Annotated in this window: 19 protein-coding genes and 1 tRNA gene; 11 read left to right on the forward strand and 9 right to left on the reverse strand. The window is 68.4% G+C overall.

The features are described 5' to 3' along the window. The first annotated feature begins 270 nt into the window (after positions 1–270). The 4 genes from purB (at position 271) to TFU_RS15020 (ending at position 5,783) form a co-directional block, all read left to right on the forward strand. Positions 271–1,578 carry an adenylosuccinate lyase gene (gene purB, locus TFU_RS15005; protein ID WP_011293431.1) on the forward strand — a complete coding sequence of 436 codons (1,308 nt, stop codon included), beginning with the start codon at positions 271–273 and terminating at the stop codon, positions 1,576–1,578. Between the two features lie 75 nt (positions 1,579–1,653). Continuing rightward, positions 1,654–2,577 (forward strand): phosphoribosylaminoimidazolesuccinocarboxamide synthase, encoded by a 924-nt coding sequence (locus tag TFU_RS15010; protein WP_011293432.1) that lies wholly within the window; start codon positions 1,654–1,656, stop codon positions 2,575–2,577. A 389-nt stretch (positions 2,578–2,966) separates the two neighbouring features. Continuing rightward, on the forward strand, positions 2,967–4,262 hold the full coding sequence (gene murA / locus TFU_RS15015; protein WP_011293433.1) for a UDP-N-acetylglucosamine 1-carboxyvinyltransferase: 1,296 nt from the start codon (positions 2,967–2,969) through the stop codon (positions 4,260–4,262). A gap of 264 nt (positions 4,263–4,526) precedes the next feature. Next, positions 4,527–5,783, forward strand: coding sequence for a hypothetical protein (locus TFU_RS15020; protein WP_049755095.1), 1,257 nt, complete (start codon positions 4,527–4,529; stop codon positions 5,781–5,783). A gap of 49 nt (positions 5,784–5,832) precedes the next feature. Here TFU_RS15020 and hisC read toward each other — a convergent pair whose 3' ends face one another. Continuing rightward, on the reverse strand, positions 5,833–6,918 hold the full coding sequence (hisC, locus tag TFU_RS15025; RefSeq protein ID WP_016189417.1) for a histidinol-phosphate transaminase: 1,086 nt from the start codon (positions 6,916–6,918) through the stop codon (positions 5,833–5,835). Between the two features lie 188 nt (positions 6,919–7,106). Between hisC and TFU_RS15030 the strand changes: the two genes are divergently transcribed. Beyond that, complete coding sequence (locus TFU_RS15030; RefSeq protein ID WP_011293436.1) at positions 7,107–7,826, forward strand: hypothetical protein; 720 nt, start codon at positions 7,107–7,109, stop codon at positions 7,824–7,826. Between the two features lie 213 nt (positions 7,827–8,039). On the opposite strand, the gene TFU_RS15035 is transcribed toward TFU_RS15030, so the two are convergent. Beyond that, positions 8,040–8,810, reverse strand: a complete 771-nt coding sequence (locus tag TFU_RS15035) for a MauE/DoxX family redox-associated membrane protein (RefSeq protein WP_011293437.1) — start codon at positions 8,808–8,810, stop codon at positions 8,040–8,042. Continuing rightward, the gene (locus tag TFU_RS15040) at positions 8,807–9,778 is read right to left on the reverse strand and encodes a hypothetical protein (protein WP_081430439.1); all 972 of its coding nucleotides are present in this window, start codon (positions 9,776–9,778) and stop codon (positions 8,807–8,809) included. Before TFU_RS15040 ends, TFU_RS15035 begins: the two co-directional genes overlap by 4 nt. A 316-nt stretch (positions 9,779–10,094) precedes the next feature. Here TFU_RS15040 and TFU_RS15045 point away from each other — a divergent pair, with 316 nt between their 5' ends. Beyond that, complete coding sequence (locus TFU_RS15045; RefSeq protein WP_011293439.1) at positions 10,095–10,622, forward strand: SigE family RNA polymerase sigma factor; 528 nt, start codon at positions 10,095–10,097, stop codon at positions 10,620–10,622. A 180-nt stretch (positions 10,623–10,802) separates the two neighbouring features. After that, positions 10,803–10,891 (forward strand) — tRNA-Ser (locus TFU_RS15050). A gap of 101 nt (positions 10,892–10,992) precedes the next feature. On the opposite strand, the gene TFU_RS15055 is transcribed toward TFU_RS15050, so the two are convergent. Beyond that, positions 10,993–11,505 (reverse strand): flavodoxin domain-containing protein, encoded by a 513-nt coding sequence (locus tag TFU_RS15055; RefSeq protein WP_011293440.1) that lies wholly within the window; start codon positions 11,503–11,505, stop codon positions 10,993–10,995. Positions 11,506–11,753: 248 nt separating this feature from the next. On the opposite strand from TFU_RS15055, the gene TFU_RS15060 reads away from it, so the two are divergent. The 3 genes from TFU_RS15060 to TFU_RS15070 all read left to right on the forward strand — a co-directional run bounded on the left by TFU_RS15060 (position 11,754) and on the right by TFU_RS15070 (position 14,131). Beyond that, a complete protein-coding gene (locus TFU_RS15060; RefSeq protein WP_016189419.1) occupies positions 11,754–12,512 on the forward strand; it encodes a DUF4389 domain-containing protein in 759 nt (252 codons plus the stop codon). A 66-nt stretch (positions 12,513–12,578) separates the two neighbouring features. Next, on the forward strand, positions 12,579–13,721 hold the full coding sequence (locus tag TFU_RS15065; RefSeq protein ID WP_011293442.1) for a glutathione-independent formaldehyde dehydrogenase: 1,143 nt from the start codon (positions 12,579–12,581) through the stop codon (positions 13,719–13,721). 11 nt (positions 13,722–13,732) lie between these two features. Next, a complete protein-coding gene (locus TFU_RS15070; protein ID WP_011293443.1) occupies positions 13,733–14,131 on the forward strand; it encodes a GlcG/HbpS family heme-binding protein in 399 nt (132 codons plus the stop codon). Positions 14,132–14,278: 147 nt separating this feature from the next. On the opposite strand, the gene TFU_RS15075 is transcribed toward TFU_RS15070, so the two are convergent. The 4 genes from TFU_RS15075 to TFU_RS15090 form a co-directional block, all read right to left on the reverse strand. After that, positions 14,279–14,926 carry an NADPH-dependent F420 reductase gene (locus TFU_RS15075; protein ID WP_011293444.1) on the reverse strand — a complete coding sequence of 216 codons (648 nt, stop codon included), beginning with the start codon at positions 14,924–14,926 and terminating at the stop codon, positions 14,279–14,281. A gap of 150 nt (positions 14,927–15,076) precedes the next feature. After that, entirely contained in the window at positions 15,077–15,595 is a 519-nt protein-coding gene (locus TFU_RS15080) for a MarR family winged helix-turn-helix transcriptional regulator (protein WP_011293445.1), read from the reverse strand. Positions 15,596–15,641: 46 nt separating this feature from the next. After that, positions 15,642–16,004 (reverse strand): fluoride efflux transporter FluC, encoded by a 363-nt coding sequence (locus tag TFU_RS15085; RefSeq protein ID WP_016189422.1) that lies wholly within the window; start codon positions 16,002–16,004, stop codon positions 15,642–15,644. Beyond that, complete coding sequence (locus TFU_RS15090) at positions 16,004–16,411, reverse strand: fluoride efflux transporter FluC (protein ID WP_016189423.1); 408 nt, start codon at positions 16,409–16,411, stop codon at positions 16,004–16,006. The genes TFU_RS15085 and TFU_RS15090 overlap by 1 nt, the downstream gene beginning before the upstream one ends. 187 nt (positions 16,412–16,598) lie before the next feature. Here TFU_RS15090 and TFU_RS15095 point away from each other — a divergent pair, with 187 nt between their 5' ends. Beyond that, positions 16,599–18,272 carry an LLM class flavin-dependent oxidoreductase gene (locus TFU_RS15095; RefSeq protein ID WP_011293448.1) on the forward strand — a complete coding sequence of 558 codons (1,674 nt, stop codon included), beginning with the start codon at positions 16,599–16,601 and terminating at the stop codon, positions 18,270–18,272. A gap of 28 nt (positions 18,273–18,300) precedes the next feature. On the opposite strand, the gene TFU_RS15100 is transcribed toward TFU_RS15095, so the two are convergent. Continuing rightward, on the reverse strand, positions 18,301–19,224 hold the full coding sequence (locus TFU_RS15100; RefSeq protein WP_011293449.1) for a universal stress protein: 924 nt from the start codon (positions 19,222–19,224) through the stop codon (positions 18,301–18,303). Positions 19,225–19,291 lie beyond the last annotated feature (67 nt).

Consider the following 19,291-nt stretch of genomic DNA (forward strand, 5'->3'; position numbering starts at 1 on the left):
TCGGATGCGGGGCGGCTGCCTGCCGGTCTCGGGGGTGCCACGGTGCACTCCGGGATGCTGTCGGGCGGGTCGCCCCGGGCAGTCTGGGCCTTCCTCGGGTTGGTGCGCGGGAACGGTCGGGTGCCCGGGGCAGCGGACTGGTCTGACAAGGCGGGCAGAGCGCTCGGATCACTGTACGGAATACGCGGTGTCCCGGGCGGGGCGTGGTCCCGAGCGTGCCGAGTGCGTCGCTGTCTGAACGGTTTTCCTGCGCCCTGAGACAATGGGAGGGTGATCGAGCGCTACACCCTTCCGGAAATGGGCCGCATCTTCAGCGACGCCCACAAGTACGAACTCTGGTGCCAGGTGGAAACCCTGGTGATGGAAGCCCATGCGGCGGCCGGGACGATTCCCGCCGACGCGGTGGAGCCGGTCCGCCAGGCTCCTCCGCCGACACCGGAGCAGGTGGCCGAGATCGAAGCGGTGACCCAGCACGACGTCATCGCGTTCCTCACCGCGTGGGCCGACAACACGACGCCTCGCGAGGCGGCCAAGTGGGTGCACTTCGGCATGACCTCGTCCGACCTGCTGGACACGGCGCTGGCAAAGCAGCTGGTGGAGGCCACCGACGTTCTGCTGGCCAAGGCGGACGAACTGGTGGCGGTGCTGCGCGACCACGCTCTGGAGCACCGGGGGACGCTGCGGGTGGGCCGGACGCACGGCATCCACGCCGAACCTGACGTGTGGGGCCACCGGGTGGCGGACTTCGCGTTCGCTATGGCGCGGTCCCGGGACCGGCTGCGCCGCGCCCGCGAGGCTGTGGGTGTGATGGCGATCTCCGGTCCGGTGGGCACCTATTCGAACATCGACCCGGCGGTGGAGGACTACGTCGCCGAGAAGCTGGGGCTGCGCCCTGCAGACGTGTCCACCCAGGTGGTGCTGCGCGACGGGATCGCCGAGTGGGTCAGCACGCTGGCGGTCATCGCCACGGTGTGCGAAGCGATCGCGCTGGAGATCCGGCACGGCCAGCGCACCGAGGTGCGGGAGCTGTGGGAGCCGTTCGGCAAGGGGCAGAAGGGCTCCAGCGCTATGCCGCACAAGAAGAACCCGATCCTCTCGGAGCGCATCTGCGGTCTGGCGCGGATCGTGCGCGCCCAGATCGTGCCGGTCATGGAGGGGATCCCGCTGTGGCATGAGCGGGACATCTCGCACTCTTCCACCGAGCGGATCGCGCTGCCGGACGCGGCTATCGCCACGGACTACCTGCTCCATTTGACGACTCGGCTGATGCGGGGACTGGTGGTGGACGCCGAGCGGATGCGGCAGAACCTGGAGTCCACCAACGGCTTGATCTACTCCTCCACGGTGGTCTCCGAGCTGATCGAGACGGGCATGTCCCGGGAGGACGTCTACGCGCTGGTGCAGGCGGCGGCGATGCGCACGTGGGAGACGGGTGTGGCGTTCCGACAGACCCTGCGGGAGCAGGCCGCTGAGCACGGTGTGGAGCTGGACGAAGCCCGGTTGGACGAGGTGTGCCGCCCGGAGCGGTTTGTCAGCCGCCTGGACCGGGTGTTTGACCGGTTGAAGAACCTGAGCTGAGTCGTTTCCCGTCCGGTTCGTGCTGTCGGCGGTGGGCCGCCGGCAGCACGTTCCCACGCAGATCGGAAAGCCACCATGAGCGGTTTTGTCGACAAGCCGGTGCCTGTCGAGGTGCCGGGCCTCACCCACCTGCACACCGGCAAGGTGCGGGACCTGTATGCCACCGAGTCGGGAGAGCTGGTCATGGTGGCCAGTGATCGCGTCTCGGCTTTCGACTGGGTCCTTCCCACAGAGATTCCGGACAAGGGGCGGCTGCTTACTCAGTTGTCGCTGTGGTGGTTCGACCAGTTGTCCGACATCATCGACAACCATGTGATATCGGACACACCTCCTCCGGGTGCTCCGGACGACTGGGCGGGCCGCACTCTCGTCTGCCGCCGGCTCGACATGGTGCCGGTGGAGTGCGTGGCCCGCGGCTATCTGACGGGGTCCGGGCTGGCCGAGTACACCGCCACGGGCGCGGTGTGCGGGGTTCGTCTGCCGGAAGGGCTGGTGGACGGGTCCCGGCTCGATCCGCCGATCTTCACCCCGGCGACCAAGGCCGAGGTGGGGGAGCATGACGAGAACGTCTCGCTGGAGACCGTGGCGGAGCGGCACGGTCCAGCGTTGGCGGAGCGCCTGCGGGAGGTGACGCTGGCGCTGTACGAGCGGGGCCGGGAGATTGCGGAGGAGCGCGGCATCCTGCTCGCCGACACCAAATTCGAGTTCGGGTGGGACTCCGACGGTTCGCTGGTCCTTGCGGACGAAGTGCTCACTCCGGATTCTTCGCGGTTCTGGCCGAAGGAGGAATGGCGCCCGGGCCGGCCGCAGCCGTCATTCGACAAGCAGATCATCCGGGACTGGCTGTCATCTGCGGAATCGGGGTGGGATCGTACCTCAGAGACGCCTCCTCCTCCACTGCCGGACACTGTGGTGGAACACACCCGCGCCCGATACATCGAAGTATTTGAGCGGCTGACGGGACAGACCGCCGATTTTGTCGGGATTTCACGGAGTTGACGCAGGTGGGGCGCGCTTGTGTGGTTAATCGCGCAACGCCGCCCCACTGAGGTTGTGCCCGTTTCGCACCGGTGCGACGTAAAGTGGTGCACGGCGCCCAAGCACCCTGAACAGGTGCAAAGTTTCTGACGCGGCGTCAGGAAACCTGCAGAGTAACTCACAACCAGAAATCGGCCACAGGTGGTGTGACCATGCCGTTAAGCCTGTGATCACCGTAGTGTTCGCGGCCAGGAGAGTGCGCTGCTCTCTGTCATACCGCGGAAAACGGCTGAGATCTGCCCGCTTTCTTGCCGGAACTTGCCGCGTACTTTCCTCATCAGATATCTCGGACTAGGTCACACCGAGAAGACCACCCTTGAATTTTCTGCCTCACGAAGGAGCCAAGGAGCATGGGCCAGGAGGTTCGCTACCGCGTCCGCGGCGGTCATGCCTTGCACGGAACCGCGTTCATCCAAGGTGCGAAAAACGCTGTCTTGCCGATGATCGGAGCGGCCCTGCTCGCATCCAAGGGCAGGACCGTTCTGCGGAACGTCCCCGTGATCGAAGATGTCCGTCGCGCTTTGGAGCTCGCCGAGTACGTGGGGGCCAAAGTCGAGTTCCACGAAGCGGAGCGGACCATCGTCATTGATGCCACCGGGCTGAACGATCCCAACCGGGCGGTGCTGCCCGCCTCCATCGCCTCCCGCTTCCGCGGCTCCGTGCTGTTCATCCCCGCGCTCATGCACCGTATGGGCCGCGCCCGGATCGAGGGGGTGGGCGGATGCAACCTCGGCAGCCGCAACCTTGACTTCCACTACCGGGGTTTTGCGCGGCTGGGCGCCGAGGTCACCGAGGACCCGGAGCGCAAGCACATCAACGTGAAGGCGGACAATCTCAAGGGCGGACGCCTCTACCTGGACACCCCGTCGCACACGGGAACCGAGAACCTGATCATGGCCGCGGCCCTCACCCCGGGCACCACGGTGATCGAGCACGCGGCCCTCGAGCCCGAAGTGCTGGACGTCATCGAGTTCTTGGGCAGCATGGGCGCCAAGATCAGCGGCGGCGGCACCGGGTTCATCAAGGTCGAAGGCGTCTCCGAGCTCACCGCGGTGGAGCACACGGTGATGCCGGACCGTATCGACACGGGCGTGTTCGCGATGATGACGGCCGCGACCGGCGGTGACGTGAGCCTCGTCGGCGCGAACCTGGACCACCTGGGCGTGGCCCGCTGGAAACTGGAGCAGATGGGCGTCCAGTTCACCCAGCAGGGCGCTGTACTGCGGGTACGCCGCGACCCGAACGTCCCGCTGCGGCCTATCAACGCCGTCACTTCGCCCTTCCCCGGTTTCGCCACGGACCTGCAGCCTCCGCTGATGGCGTTGGCCACCCTGGCCGAGGGGGAGAGCTACATCCGCGAGGCCATCTTCGACGGCCGGTTCGCCCTCGCCGACGAGCTGAACAAGATGGGCGCCAAGATCGAGGTCGAGGGTAACCGGGCGATCGTGCACGGTCCCAGCGAACTGCACGGCACCAAGGTCACCGCCCACGACCTGCGCTGCGGTGCAGGGGCGATCATGGCGGGCCTGGTCGCCAAAGGCGAGACGATCGTGAGCCCCGCCTACCAAGTGGACCGCGGCCATTCCCACTTCGCGACCCGCTTGTCGGCTCTGGGCGCCGATGTTGTCAGGGAAGAAGTCTCCTAGTCCGAAAAGTCGGATTCGCTGCGGGCGGGAAGAACGTCTTCCCGCCCGCGTATTTTGACGTTCTGGAGAAAACGATCTTCACTGGCTTTCAACAATGGGTACGATCGCGGCAATGCTGCGATGGAAAGAACATGGGTCGGGACCGGTGGGCGCACAAAGTACAAGGCGTGAGACGGTAGCGGGGAGCAACCCGAGGTGAGTGCGCAGCGTACTGGCGATTTGACGATCGGTGTCATCGGGCCGCACGAGGTTGTCGAGCGAGTCATGTTGATGGGCCCGGGATCGACCGGCCCTTTGAACGCCAGACTCATTGCGGCTGCCTATCGGGACGAGCAGGAGGCCGCCGAGAAGGTACTCCGCCTAGGGTCGGCTATCGACGCATACCTGTTTGCGAGCCCTGTGCCTTACGAGTTCGCCCGGAAAGCCGGTGTGCTCACGATGCCGGCAACCTACGTCCCGCTCAACGGCGCGAGCCTGCACGAAGCGCTGCTCCGCGCCACCCTCGACGAGCGGTTCGACCCCACTCGGGCGAGTTTAGACGTCCTCAGCCGCGCGGACGTGGTTGAGGCGTACTCCGAAGTGGACCTTCCGGTTGACGGGCTCCACGTGCACGAGGAGCTGGCAGGGACGGCGGCGCTCACGGCCTTCCACGAAGGCCTGTGGCGGCGCAAGATCACCAAGATGGCCATCACCTGTGTGCGGGGTGTCGCGGAACGGCTGGACGCCATCGGCGTGCCGAATCTGCGGCTGCGTCCGACCACGGCGGGGGTGCGGAGCGCGCTGCAGACCGCGGGTCTGCTGGGCGCCCACCACCGCTTGGAGGAGGCCCAGCTCGGCGTGGTGATCGTGGATGTGCCCACACTGCGGGATTCCAGCCGCCGGTCCACTCCGCGCTACTGGCGGGAGGAGCTGCGGCTGTCGCTGTACCGGCTCCTCACGCAGGAGGCGCATCGGATGAACGCTACCGCGCATCAGATCGACGACCACACCTTCATGATCACCGCGACGCGGGGATCGCTGGTGGCCGCCACCGAAGGCTTCCGCAAGCCGCCGTTCGTGGAGCGGGCCAAGGCGGAACTGGGAATCACCATCGAAGTCGGTATCGGCATGGGTCGCACCACCCAGGACGCGGAGACGCACGCGCGGGCGGCGCTGACCCGCTCCCAGGCCACGACCCGGCAGAGCTTCGCGGTGGACCGGGAGGGCCGCTCTCTGGTGCCCGCGCAGCGAGCCCCGCAGCGCCAGCAGAGCGAGCCGCTGCGGACCAAGGGCCGGGAGACCCTGGCTCGGCTGGCGGAGAAGATCGCCGAAGAGAACGCTCCGCTGGTGGTGGACGCGGAGACCGCGGGCCGCATGCTGGGGGTGACCCCGCGTACTGCCAGGCGGCTGCTGCGCACCCTGGTGGAGGAGGGCTTGGCCTGGCCGCTTCCCCCCAATCGCACCCTGCAGCCGGGACGGCCCCGCCAGTTGTACCGGCTCATTGTGGAGAAGCTGGACCGGGACAGGGCAGACAACAGGTAGCCGCCGGACGGCCGTCAGCTCCGGCGGCTGGCCTGCCACAGCCCGGAGGCTAGTTCCGTTTCGGATAGGTCCGGGCCACCGTCAGGAAAGCATCGTTGTCGTCGGGAAGGCCGATGCTGACGCGGACGCCTTCCCCGGCGAACGGGCGGACCGCGATCCCGGCTTGTTCACACGCGGCCGCGAAGTCGAGCGTGTCCTCGCCGAGCCGCAGCCAGACGAAGTTGGCTTCGGTTTCCGGCACGGTCCATCCGTCGGCGAGCAGCGCGGCGCGGACCCTCTCGCGTTCCTTGACGGTGACAGCCACCCGCTCCAAGAGTTCCTGTTCGGCCGCGAGCGACGCGACAGCCGCGGCTTGGGCGAGGTGGTTGACCGCAAAAGGCACGAGGGTTTTGCGGACTGCGTCCACAACCTGTGGATGGCCGATGAGGAAACCCACCCGCAGTGCAGCAAGCCCGTAGGCCTTGGAGAAGGTGCGGAGCACGGCGACGTTAGGCCGGTCCCGGTAGAGCTGCACCCCGTCGGGCACCCGGGGGTCTTGGACGTATTCGCGGTAGGCCTCGTCGAGAACCACCAGCACGTGCTCGGGGACCGTGTCGAGGAACTCGGCGAGTTCGGTCTCCCGCACCGCGGTGCCGGTGGGGTTGTTCGGGTTGCAGACGAACACCATGCGGGTGCGGTCGGTGACTGCCGCGGCGAGCGCCTCCAGGTCGTGGGTCTCCTCGCGCAGCGGGACGTGGATCGGGGTCGCCCCGGCAAGACCGGTCAGCAGCGGGTACGCCTCGAAGGACCGCCAGGCGTAGACGACTTCCGCCCCCGGCTCGGCGGTGGCTTCCAGCAGCTGCTGGAGGAGGCCCACGGATCCTGCGCCGAGCGCCACGTGCTCTTCGGGGACGTGGAAGCGGCGGGCGAGGGCAGCGGTCAGCTCGGCTGCCGCGGGATCGGGGTAGCGGTTGAGGTCTGCCGCGGCGTCCGCGATGGCCTGGCGCACCGAGGGCAGCGGACCGAACGGGCTCTCGTTGGAGGAGAGTTTCGCTGACCGACCGTCCGGCCCGACGACCTTGCGTCCCGGCCGGTAGGGCGGGATCGAGTCGAGCGCTGATCTCAGGTAAGGGGGTTTCCGCTCCGACACCGTCATCCTCTCTCAATACTTTGTGCAATCATTTGATTACTCTTAATGACCAGTGTTTGCCTCCCAGGGGAGGAACACCGCCCTCATTTCACTGAGCAAACCGCATGGGCGTCCGTTCTCGGGGTCCGCACACCCCGTCGCGGTCGCTGCCCGGTACCGCCTCCGGCGGAACACCAGAACAGGAATGACGTTTCATGAACTTTCCCCAAAAGCTGTCTACTGCCGTTGCAGTCGTGGGAGCCGCCGCGCTGGTCTGCGGACTGGCGGGCTGCGGAAGCGAGTCGGAGACCGCATCGGAGGCCTCCAACAGCCACTCCCTGTCCGCTGAGGAAGCCGCGGCTCGGCTGCACGAAGCCCAGTTGAGCGAGTTCCAAGGCTTCGAACGCGTCGAAGAGGAGAGCCGCACCGGCATCTACAGCGAGCTCGACGTGGTGCGCCAAGCCGCGGAAGAGCGCGAGGCATTGACGCTGGACAAGCCGCAGTGCGCGGACGCCGTGAACGAGTGGGAGCAGCTTCCCGACGTGCAGGAGGCGCCGGCTTCGCTGGCCCTCTTCCGCGGCGCGGAGGGCGCGCTCACCCACGTGCTGCTGGAACTCCCCGAAGACCTGGCCATTCAAGCGGTCGAGACCGTTCCCTCGGACGAGTGCGCGACCTACGAGGCGACCACGGAGGACGGCTCCTCCCACTCGTACCGGGTGCGCCAGTTCCACGTGGAGACGGTCGGCGACCAGTCCCGCGGCGTGGTCGTCGAAATGGAGTCCGCGGAAGGGGCTCCGATAGCGCTCTACAGCCTCCTCTACCGGGAGGACGGGCGTCTGGGGTCGGTGTCCATGATCGGGGGCCCGGAGACAGAGCAGCGGCTCACCGAGTTCGCCATCGCCGCCCTGGAGCACCAGCACCAGGTCCTGGGGTAAGGCACCGCCCCCTTCACGTAGCCCCCACTGTCGCGTTCCACCCTCATCGGTGGTGAGGCGAGCGGAGGTTCCCCAGCGGCGGGGGACGGACACCGGCCGGTCGTGCAGGCCGTGGCGGGTCGGGCAGCCGCCCGGTCCGCTACGGCAGGGCCGTCTCCGCCCCCGCCCCCTCGCCTCCCACAACCGTCCGCGGGCCGCCACTATCAGCACCCCCTATTCCGCCGGAGGTTCCACGACCAGGGACCGCACGTCGGGGCGGCGCCGCCCCACCTCAACCGCGAAAACCACGGAGAACTCCCGATCCCCTTCCTGACCGGCGAAGCGGGCGAACCACCAGCAGCCGTGCCGCCACGTGTCCACGGGCTCCGGGGAGGCCAAGAGGGGACGCTGCTTGTGCCACTCCCGGCTGGCGTGCAGCCGCCGCACCATCTGCTTTCGGGACACTTCGCGCAGCTCGCACGGGACCGGGGAGCGCAACCGGACTACGGCTTCCCGCAGTTCCGGGGAGAGCACCGCCACGACAGCGACTTCTGCAGCGCACAGCACCCCATGCCAGGGCGTGGCATGGACGAGGGCCGCCCATCCGGAGTGCGGCAGGCCGAACGTGGCGACCGCTGCCGCAAGGAACAGCCCGCTGCGGGTCAGTGCCCGCCAGCCGATGGGCTCCGTGCTCAACCCGCCGAAACAGCCGCACCCCATCTCCGGGTCGCGCTGCCGCAACCGGACGAGCGCCACCAGGCCGACCGCGAAAAGAACCGCAGTCGCCCCTCTGACGGCATATGCCGCGCCCCCGGAGCAGAAGAGCAGCCCCGCCGCTAAACCCGCTTCAACGGCCGCGTGAGCCACGGTGAACGGCCGCCGCAGCGGGACCGGGAGCAGCACTGCCGGTCCTTGGGCGGTGCGGTCCACCGCCTTGGTTCCTGCGCCGAGCAGCAGGACAGCGGTCAGGATCCACAACTGGACGTCTTGGAGGGTTTCGCTCACAGTCCACCTACGGTCAGGGTCGCGCTCCAGCAGCCGGATTCCGGCTGTCCCCCCAACGCCACGAAGGCGGCAAGGGTCAGTTCCGCGATCCGACCGCTGGCCGGGGCGTCGCACACCGTGCAGCGGTCACAGAAGTGGCTGGCTGCCGCCCCGCAGGCCACGACAGGCAGGACCGCGAAAACACGCGTGCACTCGTTGACCACGCGGACTGTCGCCCCGAGGGACAGCAGCGGCAGCGGTGCGCACGGGGTTGCCCGGTCGCAGGCAGGGCCGCAGTCGCCCGTCCGGTCCAGGGCCGGGTAGGCCACCCCCATGAGCATGCCGTCCGGGTCGGTGTCCGTGTCCTGTCCGCGCACCGGGTCGTACCAGGAGGCGATTCCTGCCACCTGCGCGCTGGAGCGGTGCTGCGGGGGCCGCCGCGGAGTCTCCACTACGGGGTAGGGCGGCTGGGTGGTGGCGGGGATGAGGGCCCGGACCGTGTCCCCGTCGCGCACGCCCACCGCGTCGAACAGGTATCCCGGTTCCAGGCGGGGGTGCCGGACCCGCATCCGCCCGGATGCCCGGTAGGGGATGACCGCGGTGACCGGGGCACGGTCGTGTCCCGTGGCGACGGTCACCGTGTCGCCGTCGACCGCGGTGATCACCCCGGTGGCCCGGGCGAGGTCCGCCCAGACCCGTTCCACGACGAGTTCGGCCCCTGGAGTGCAGCGGAGGAGGACGTCCTGTCCGGGGCGCAGTTCACGGGGCGCGCATTCGCCCCCGTACCAGAAGGTGGTCTGCGGGGTGAGGATGAAACGCCGCTCGCCTTCGGGGGTGGCGAGGCCGAGCATGTGCGGGCTGATGTCCGTGAGCGTCCCCCGGACGACGTGGGCGGGGGCCGGATGGGGGTCGGGGGCTGCCTCCGGGCCGAGGAGGGCAGCGGTCAGCCGACGACGGTCGTGAATGTACCCTGTCCGGTCCGCTGCCACCGTGTGTCCTTTCCACTGGGGACCAGCGCGTCCCGCTGTCCACACGCTGGGGAAAAGCCCTCCCATTGTCCCCTAGTGCCGTGCCCAGCAACGGCACGGCGGCTGTTCTCGAGGCGTGCGCCGCCACGCGAGCCCGTCCAGCCCTGACATACCGAACCAATGTCCTCATCTCGGCAGCTTCGGACCATGGGGCGCATATCCTCCCTTTTTACCAAAGAATGCCCCTGAGCAGGGAAAACACGGACATCGTCCATGCCACAGTGAGAACACTATGGCTATGTGACGGAAAACACTCTCCCCAGGGATCGGTGGTCATGTGGACAGAGCGACGCAGGCCACGCACGACGAGTTCGCCGAATACGTGCGGCGCCGTGGCCCTGCCCTGCGGCGCATGGCGCAGTCGCTCGTGGGCAACCACGCTGACGCCGAAGACCTCCTCCAGAACGCGCTACTCAAAACGTTTTTCGCCTGGGACCGCATCACGAGCCCGAACGCCAGGGACCAGTATGTGCGCCGCGCGATGGTCAACACGCAGATCTCCGAGTGGCGACGCCGCCGTCTCGACGTCTACCCCACCGACGAGATCCCCGAGCAGCGGGTCGACGATCCGAGCTGGCGCACCGACCTGACCGACACGGTCAGCCGCGCCATCAACCGGCTGCCGCACCGGCAGCGCCTCGCCGTGATCCTGCGCTACTACGAGGACATGTCCGAAGCAGAGATCGCCTCAGTGCTGGGAATCAGCGTGGGCACGGTGAAAAGCACGGTCTCCCGCGCCGTGGCGAAGCTGCGGCACGACGCCGACCTGGTGCGGGAACAGCCCTCCCGCCCACGATCCGGCTGACGCTACGCCTGCCCGCTGGGCCCCGCCCCACCCCAGCAACCTGCGCGTTCCCGGCCACAGGAGCCGTCTCCCGTCCCACTGTCCCCAACCGCAGAACCCCGCTAAAGTATCAGTAGGTGGACGGGTGCTCAGTTTTGTTTTGCACCTTGGCCCCTTCTCTCTGTACCCTTGTCCCAGCCAGGAGGATTCGCCTAGTCCGGTCTATGGCGCCGCACTGCTAATGCGGTTAGGGCGTAAGCCCTTCCGGGGTTCAAATCCCCGATCCTCCGCGACAGAGCCGGGACCTCGACACGAGGTCCCGGCTCACTGCTTTTCCCGCTCTTTGCCTCACCCGGGTCAAGCCGACCCCCTGGCACAGGCCCGCCCCGGCTTACCTGGTGACCATGGTCAACTGGGCAGCGATGCTCTCCGCCCAGTCGTCCACCTCTGCCCAGTCCCGGAAGTCGCCGTAACGTCCCCCCATCGCCTTGTAGAGGAAGCGGCCGAACACCGGCAGATGGCTGGGCTGGATCGCCCCCGCGAACAAGTGGTGGTCGCGCGCCCCGGTGTCGCGGATCACCTCCGGCACTCCTTTAGGCACGTCCCCGGCGGAAGCGAACCGGCCGCCGAGGACCCGCGCCAATCCGACACTGAACAGCCACACGGGCCGCCGCGACAGGATCTCCGCCTCCCGCTCAGCAAAGCCGGTGGCCTGCCGCAGCCACGACCCGCCGTGCACGGCACTGCCCAGGATGAACGCGTCGTAGAGGACGAGCGCATCCATGGGCTTGTCCAACGGCCGGACGTCCACGCTGTGGCCGTAGGCGCGGAGACGGTCGGCTAACCGCCGCGCAATCCCCTCCGTGGAACCGTGCACGCTCGCGTATCCGATCATCACCAGCATGTCGTGCCTCCCGAAACCGTGTCCGGTGTCCCCTACCCGGCGTCGGCCGGTTGTGACCTGGTACGACGGCACGGGACAGGCCGACCGCGCCAGTGGGCTCGCGCACCCGCTCTTTGCCGCGCCCCGCCCAGCGCCTGCTTTCCGGAGTGTTGGCTGCTTGCTTGGACTGCGCGGACCGGGAGTGGTGAATCGTGGTCATCCGGCTGGGTAGCCGCGTGCCTACCGCACAACCTCGAGGAGGTGGCGAGGTGTCCGAGTTCGCGGTTCCTACCCGGCACTATCCGCTCCATGTCAGCGGCACTCTCGACCCCGGGGTCAGCCGGTGGCTGTGGCTTGTCAAATGGCTGCTGGCGATCCCGCACTACATCGTGCTGTTCTTCCTGTGGATCGCGTTCGCTGTCCTGACCGTGGTCGCTTTCTTCGCGATCCTGTTCACCGGCCGCTATCCGCGCGGCATCTTCGACTTCAACGTGGGCGTGCTGCGCTGGAGCTGGCGGGTCACGTTCTACGCCTACGGGGTACTGGGCACCGACCGCTATCCGCCGTTCTCGCTCTCCGCCGACGTGGACTATCCAGCACAACTGGATGTGGCCTATCCCCAGCGGCTGTCCCGAGGGCTGGTCCTCGTCAAGTGGTGGCTGCTGGCGATCCCGCACTACCTGGTGGTCTCAGCGTTCTCTTCCGGCGGGTTCCGGAAGTCCGGAGGCATGGACTGGTTCAGCGACAGCACCACCACCGTGTCGGAGAACGGCCAGTGGATGATGCAGGGCTGGTTCATGCCCAGCCTGATGAGCCTGCTCGTCCTGATCGCCGCGCTCGCGCTGCTGTTCACCGGCGGATACCCGCGCGGCATCTTCAACTTCCTGCTGGGCCTGCACCGCTGGGCGCTGCGGGTCGTCGCCTACGCCGCGCTGATGACCGACCAGTATCCGCCGTTCCGCCTCGACCAGGGCGGCCCGGACCCGACCTCGAACACCGGACCGCAACCTACCCGGCAAGCCACGTGACCGGGGCATAGGGGGCAGCGACCGCGGGTAGCCGGCCCCCAACCGGCAACGGCGTGAGGAGGAACTGTGAAAGCGGTCGTGTACAAGGAGCCGTTCACTGTCGCAGTGGAAGAGGTGGCCGATCCGCGGATCGAGGATCCCAACGACGTGATCATCCGCGTGACCACGTCCGCGATCTGCGGCTCCGACCTGCACATGTACGAGGGGCGCACCGGCGCCACCCCCGGCATGGTGTTCGGTCACGAGAACATGGGGATCGTCGAAGAGGTCGGCTCCGGGGTGGCGAGCATCCGCAAAGGCGACCGGGTGGTTCTCCCGTTCAACGTGGCGTGCGGGTTCTGCAAGAACTGCCTTGCGGGCAAGACCGGGTTCTGCCTCACCGTCAACCCGGGCTTCGCGGGCGGCGCGTACGGCTACGTGGCGATGGGCCCCTACCAAGGCGGCCAGTCCGAATACCTGCGGGTGCCGTTCGCGGACTTCAACTGCCTGAAGCTGCCGCCGGGCACCGAGTTCGAAGACGATTTCGCGCTGCTGGCCGACATCTTCCCCACCGGCTACCACGCCACAGAGTTGGCGCAGGTCAGCCCGGGGGAGACGGTGAGCGTGTTCGGTGCGGGGCCGGTGGGGCTCATGGCGGCCTACTCCGCGATCCTGCGCGGCGCTTCCCGCGTATTCGTGGTGGACCGGGTGCCGAGCAGGCTGTCTTTGGCCGAGCGGATCGGAGCCATCCCCATCGATTACTCCAAGGGGGACCCGGTCGCCCAGATCAAGGAGCACACCAACGGCGAGGGCACGGACAAAGGCATCGACGCGGTTGGCTACCAGGCGACGGCCCCGGAAGGCGAAGAGCAGCCCGCGCTCGTCCTCAACACGCTGGTCGACACGGTCCGTCCCACGGGCGCTCTCGGGGTGGTGGGCCTGTACGTCACCGAGGACCCGGGCGCCCCGTCGGAGAGCGCGAAGCAGGGCGAGCTGCTGTTCGCGATGGGCAAGCTGTTCGAGAAAGGCCAGCGGATGGGCACCGGGCAGGCCAACGTCAAGGCCTACAACCGGCAGTTGCGCGACCTGATCATCGCTGGGCGGGCCAAGCCGAGCTTCGTGGTTTCGCAGCGGATCCCGCTCCAGCGGGCTCCCGAAGCCTACGAGAAGTTCGACAAGCGGGAGGAAGGCTGGACGAAGGTCCTGCTCAAACCGCAGCAGGAGAGCTGAGGGGGAGTACGGTGAGTGTGACGTTGGCGGAGGCCCGCCGGGTCATCGAAGCTGGCGAGGCCAAGGCAGCCGAGATCGGGCAGCCGATGAACATCGCGGTCGTGGACGCGGGCGGCAACCTGGTGGCGCATGTCCGGATGGACGGCGCGTGGATCGGCAGTATCGACATTTCGATCAACAAGGCGTACACGTCGCGAGCGTTCGACATCTCCACCAAGGAGCTGGCCGAGCACTCTCAGAGCGGAGGGCAGTTCTTCGGCATCCACGCCTCCAACGGGGGCCGCGTGATGATCTTCGCGGGCGGGGTCCCGCTGCGGCGCAACGGCACGGTCGTGGGTGCGGTCGGGGTGAGCGGCGGAACCGGGGAGCAGGACCAGGCGGTGGCGGAGGCCGCCGCAGCCGCGTTCTGACCGCTGCCGCACCTGAGGCCGACGAGGGCGCCCCGCCGGGTGGGGCGCCCTCTGCTGTCGGCTGGGAGGCTGCTGCCTGCCCTCACGCGTCCCACCCGCTGCTTCTCGGCAGGCAGCGCCTCCGGCTGCGGGGTGTCCGAGCGCTGCTCAGATGGGGGTGAGGATTTTCAACCCGGTGTTCCAGTTGAAGTCCTGTTTCGCCGGATCGGCTTGGAGCGTCATCATCAGGAACTGGAACCCTTCCAGCTCCTGGGCGCGGCGCAGCGGTCCCACGTCGATGGGTCGCAGCCCCATCTCCTCGACCAGGTTCGCGACCGCGCGTTTGGCTTCTGCGTCATCCCCCGCGATGAAGACGTCGAGCGGCTGGCCCGCCACTTTCCCTTCGGTCAGGGTCTCGGCGAACGTGGTGTTGAACGCTTTGACGACGGAAGCACTGTCGGGGGCGAGGTCGGCAATGATTTCGGCTGCGGAAGTGCCCGGTGGGACGACCAGCGAGTCGAACGTGGCGAAGTCGACGGGGTTGGAGATGTCCACGATGGTCCGTCCGGCCAGGGCGTCCCCGTAGGAGCGCACCACGGCTTTCGCTGATTCGAAGGGCACCGCCAGCACGACGATGTCCCCGTCGGGGGCGTCGCCGACAGCTCCGGTGAGGATGTCTCCTCCTAGCTGGACGGCGAGGCTCCGCGCCTTGTCCGGGTCCCGGTCGAGGAGTTGGATTCTGCGGCCCGCCGCGACAGCACGGGTGCCGATTGCCCGGCCCATACTGCCAGCGCCGATGATCGTGATACCGGTCATGGTTGGCCTTCCTCGCGCAAGGTGACAGGGACAGGGCCTGCGGTTCGACAGCGCCCAGCACGGGCGCTGGGCGTGGGAACCGCGCGGCCGTGACTGCCGACTACCCGGGAAGGCAGTCCGGTAACGGCGGCCGCGGCTGTGCAGCAGGGCTCAGCGGCTGTCTCGGCTCGGCTGGCCGGTGCCGGACGCAGCCTCCCGAGGGGGTTCCTGGTCTCGGCACACCAGGTGGGCGAGCACGGTCTCGCTGATCTCGGTGAGCGCGTCGAGCTGTGCGGGGGTGAGCAGGTCGAGGAAGTCGGCGCGGAGCCGCGCCAGATATTCGGGGGTGGCTTTCTCGATGGCTCGGCGGCCTTTGTCGAGCAGGCAGACGACGGCGCTGCGCGCGTCGGCGGGGTTGGGTTCCCGGCACAGCAGTCCGCGTTCGGCCATACGGCGGACCTGGTGGGAGAGGCGGCTCTTCTCCCAGCCGAGAGCGCAGCGCAGGTCCAGGGCCGGGAGTCGGCCCTCCGGGCTGGAGTGCAGGGCGCGCAGCACTTCGTAGTCGGCCCAGGACAGTCCTGTGTCCCGGTGGAGGGTCTGCTGCAGGTGCGCGTACAGCGCGGCGCTCATGCGCTGGTAGCTGGTCCACGCGCGGAGTTCCCGCGGTCGGAGGGGGGTGCTGTCGCCCATGCCCCCAGAATAGTTGACAGATCATCCAGTGCCTGGGGCTGCGCGGTCACCGCAGGAACCAGCCGACCGCAGCCATACCGAGCACTGCCGCGCCAACCCCTGCGGCGAGGTTCGCCCCGATGTTGCCCAGCGCGTGCGTCCACTTCCTCTCGGCGAGCAGCCGCACCGTTTCGTAGCTGAACGTGGAGTAGGTGGTGAGTCCCCCGCACAGCCCGGGACCCGCCAGAGCCGCTACCGCTGCAGGCAGCGGCAGCGCGGCCAGCGCCCCGGCGAGCAGGCAGCCGAGAGTGTTGACACACCACGTGCCCCAGGGAAAACCGGTGGTGCCGCGGGCTGCTGCGGCACAGTTGAGGCAGTAGCGCAGTAGGGCGCCGAAAGCCGCTCCTACTGCGGTGAGCAGCGCTGTCATCACGTCTTCTTCCGTTGCGCGGCCCGGTCGAGGAGCGTCGCGGTTGCGCCCGCCGCGGCACTGACGGCGAGGAGGGCGCCGATCAGGTTGGCGGCGATGGCGAGCAGCGCCTCTCCTGGCTGGTGGGCAGCGAAAGCGTCCGTGGCGTCGGTTATGGCAGCGGAAAACGTGGTGAAACCGCCGAGGACGCCTACGCCAAGAAAGGGGCGGAGCAGCGGATGGGGGTTCGGGCGGCGGGTAAGGGTCTCCATGAGCACGCCGATCAGCGCGCATCCGAGCACGTTGACCAGGACTGTTCCCCAGTCCGCGGTGGCCGGATGCTGCGGGGTGGCGGCGAGGAGCCCTGCGCGGGCGAGTGCGCCCAGTGCGCCGCCTGCGGCCACAGCCGCCAGCACCGGCCAGGACATCGCGGTCTGCCCGGGTCTGGGCGTGGCGGGGGCGGCAGGCGAGGTTTGACCCCGGTCAGCCATGGGTTTCCTTTCCGCGGGTTGTCGCGGGCGTGCCGGTGCCTGGCACCACACCCACCCTAGGTTGATAGATCACCCACGTCGGATAAGGTTGATTAATCAACGATATGGACGACGGTGTCGGGGCATGCGACGCCCCGGCCGCTTCCTCGGGGGACCGCTCTTGACCGACTACGGCCACGAACTGCGTTTCGGCACCTTCCTCACGCCAAGCAACCAGAATCCCGAACGGGTAGTCGGCCTCACCCAGCTCACCGAGCAGTCCGGGCTGGACCTCGCCACCTTCCAGGACCACCCCTACCAGTCCGCGTTCTTCGACACCTGGACCCTGCTGTCCTACCTCGCCGCCCGCACCGAGCGGATCACCCTGGCAGGCAACGTGCTCAACCTGCCGCTGCGCCAGCCCGCCGTGCTGGCCCGCAGCGTAGCCAGCCTCGACCTGCTCAGCGGCGGCCGTATCGAACTGGGCTTGGGCGCGGGCGCTTTCTGGGACGCGATCGAAGCCATGGGCGGCCGCCGCCTCACCCCCGGCCAGAGTGTCCAGGCGCTCACCGAAGCCATAGAGATCATCCGCGGGATCTGGAACACCGAGGAGCGGCGCGCCCTGCGCATCAACGGCGAGCACTACCGGGTGGCGGGCGCAAAACGCGGCCCCGCCCCCGCCCATCCCATCGAAATCTGGCTGGGCGCCTACAAGCCGCGCATGCTCCGCCTGGTAGGCCGCGCCGCGGACGGCTGGCTGCCTAGCGTGCCCTACCTCTCCAGCCTGGGCGACCTCGCCCGCGGCAACGCGATCATCGACGAGGCCGCCGCGGAAGCAGGCCGCGACCCCGCCGCGATCCGCCGCCTGCTCAACATCAACGGCGTGTTCGCCCGGTCCAACAACGGCTTCCTCAACGGGCCCGTGGACCAGTGGGTGGAGGAGCTCGCCGAACTCGCCCTCACCGAAGGGATCAGCGTGTTCCTGCTCGGCACCGACCACCCGGAGGCAATCCAGCGGTTCGCCCACGAGGTCGCCCCCGCGGTCCGGGAACTCGTCGCCGCGGAACGGTCCCGCCCGCGTCCCGCGGACGCACCGGGTGCCGCCCTCGTCACCGAACCTTCCGCCGCCGAACCGGCTTCCAGCCAGGCACCGGCCGCCTCCGAGCAGGGCCAATACGAACGCCTCGGCGTGGCCCCCACCCCCGACGACGGCACGCGCCTCCACCCGCGCAGCCGGGAACTGCTCGACGAAGACACGCGGCCCAGCCGTCCCGAATCCGGTCCCGACGTCGCCTACGACGACGTCTCCCGTGCCCTCGGCCAGCACCTCATCGACGTGCACGACCACTTGCGCGCCGAACTCCGCCGCCTACGGGAACTCATCGACCAGGTCCGCGTGGGGACGCTGAGCGCCGGGGAAGCCCGCTCCGCGATCAACCAGATGACCCTGCGCCAGCACAACTGGAGCCTGGGCGCCTACTGCGCCTCCTACTGCCGGGTCGTCACCCAGCACCACACCCTGGAAGACGACTCCGTCTTCCCGCACCTGCGCGCCCAAGAGGAGGCACTGGAACCCGTCATCGACCGGCTCACCGAGGAGCACCAGGTCATCCACCGGGTCCTCAACGACGTGGACCGGGCCCTCGTCGAGTTCATCTCCCAGCCGGACGACTTCGCTCCGCTGCAGGAAGCCGTCGACGTCCTCACCGACGTGCTGCTGTCCCACCTCTCCTATGAAGAGCGGGAACTCGTGGAACCGCTGGCCCGCTACGGGTTCTACGAAGGGCAAGTCCGCTCACTGCGCCGCTCCCCCCGGTGATACGAGAGCGGCGCTGCGCGGCGGCTGCTCACTCCTCCCAGTCGTCGTTCCGGTGCCGCACCACCGCGACCGGTGCAGCAGAACGGTGCAGCACCGACTGGCTCACCGAGCCGAGAAACAGCCCGGCCACGCTCCCCCGCCCGTGCGAGCCCACCACCACCAGGTCGGCGTACCGGCTGGCATCGAGCAGTGCCTGCACGGGGTGCTCGTAGACGATCCGCACCCCCACGGGCACGTCCACAGCCTCGTCAGCCCTGGCCTGCTCAACCAGCTCGTCGATGTATTTCCGGGTGCGCTCCTCGAACACGGTGAAGTTCATGGTGTACCCGGCGGCAGACAACGCCATGGGGTCGAGGGGTGCGGGCAACTGCCAGCCGTGCACCACGGTGAGCGAACCGTCCAGCCGAGCTGTCTCCCGAAGCGCGAACCGCAGCGCTTCCGTGGACACATCCGAGCCGTCCACACCCACCACGACCTGGCAGCCGTACCGGTAATCCACCTCGGCACCGGGCGGAACCACCACTACCGGGCAGGACGCCCGGGCACTCACCCCCACACTCGTCGACCCCAGCAGCAGCGAGGCGAGCGCCCCGTGCCCGCGCGTTCCCACCACCAGCAGTTCCGCGGTCTGCGAGGCGGTGCTCAGCGTGCTGACTGCCCCTCCCGGGACCATCGTGGTCTGCACGGCCAGCCTCGGGTACGCGGCACGCGCCTGGCTTTCCGCTCGGGCCAGGAGTGCACTGGCCTGGTTGAGGGTGTCGTCGGCGTCCGCGGCCAGGGGGTCGACGAGGGCGTACACGATCTCCAGCCCGGTGCCGCGCTCCACCGCGGCCCGGGCCGCCCAGTCCAGTGCCCGCCAGCTCTCTTCGGAACCGTCCACTCCCACGACGACTCCGAACCGGGTGCGCCCGCCGTGCTGCTCCACCCCCTGCTCCGCGCTTTTCGTCGCCACGTGGCCCCTCCATCTCCCGGTTTTTCCCTCCGCACACTGTGTTATCCCGAACGGCCCTACCGCTGAC

Source organism: Thermobifida fusca YX, from assembly GCF_000012405.1.
In the GTDB taxonomy this organism is placed as follows: Bacteria; Actinomycetota; Actinomycetes; order Streptosporangiales; family Streptosporangiaceae; genus Thermobifida; species Thermobifida fusca.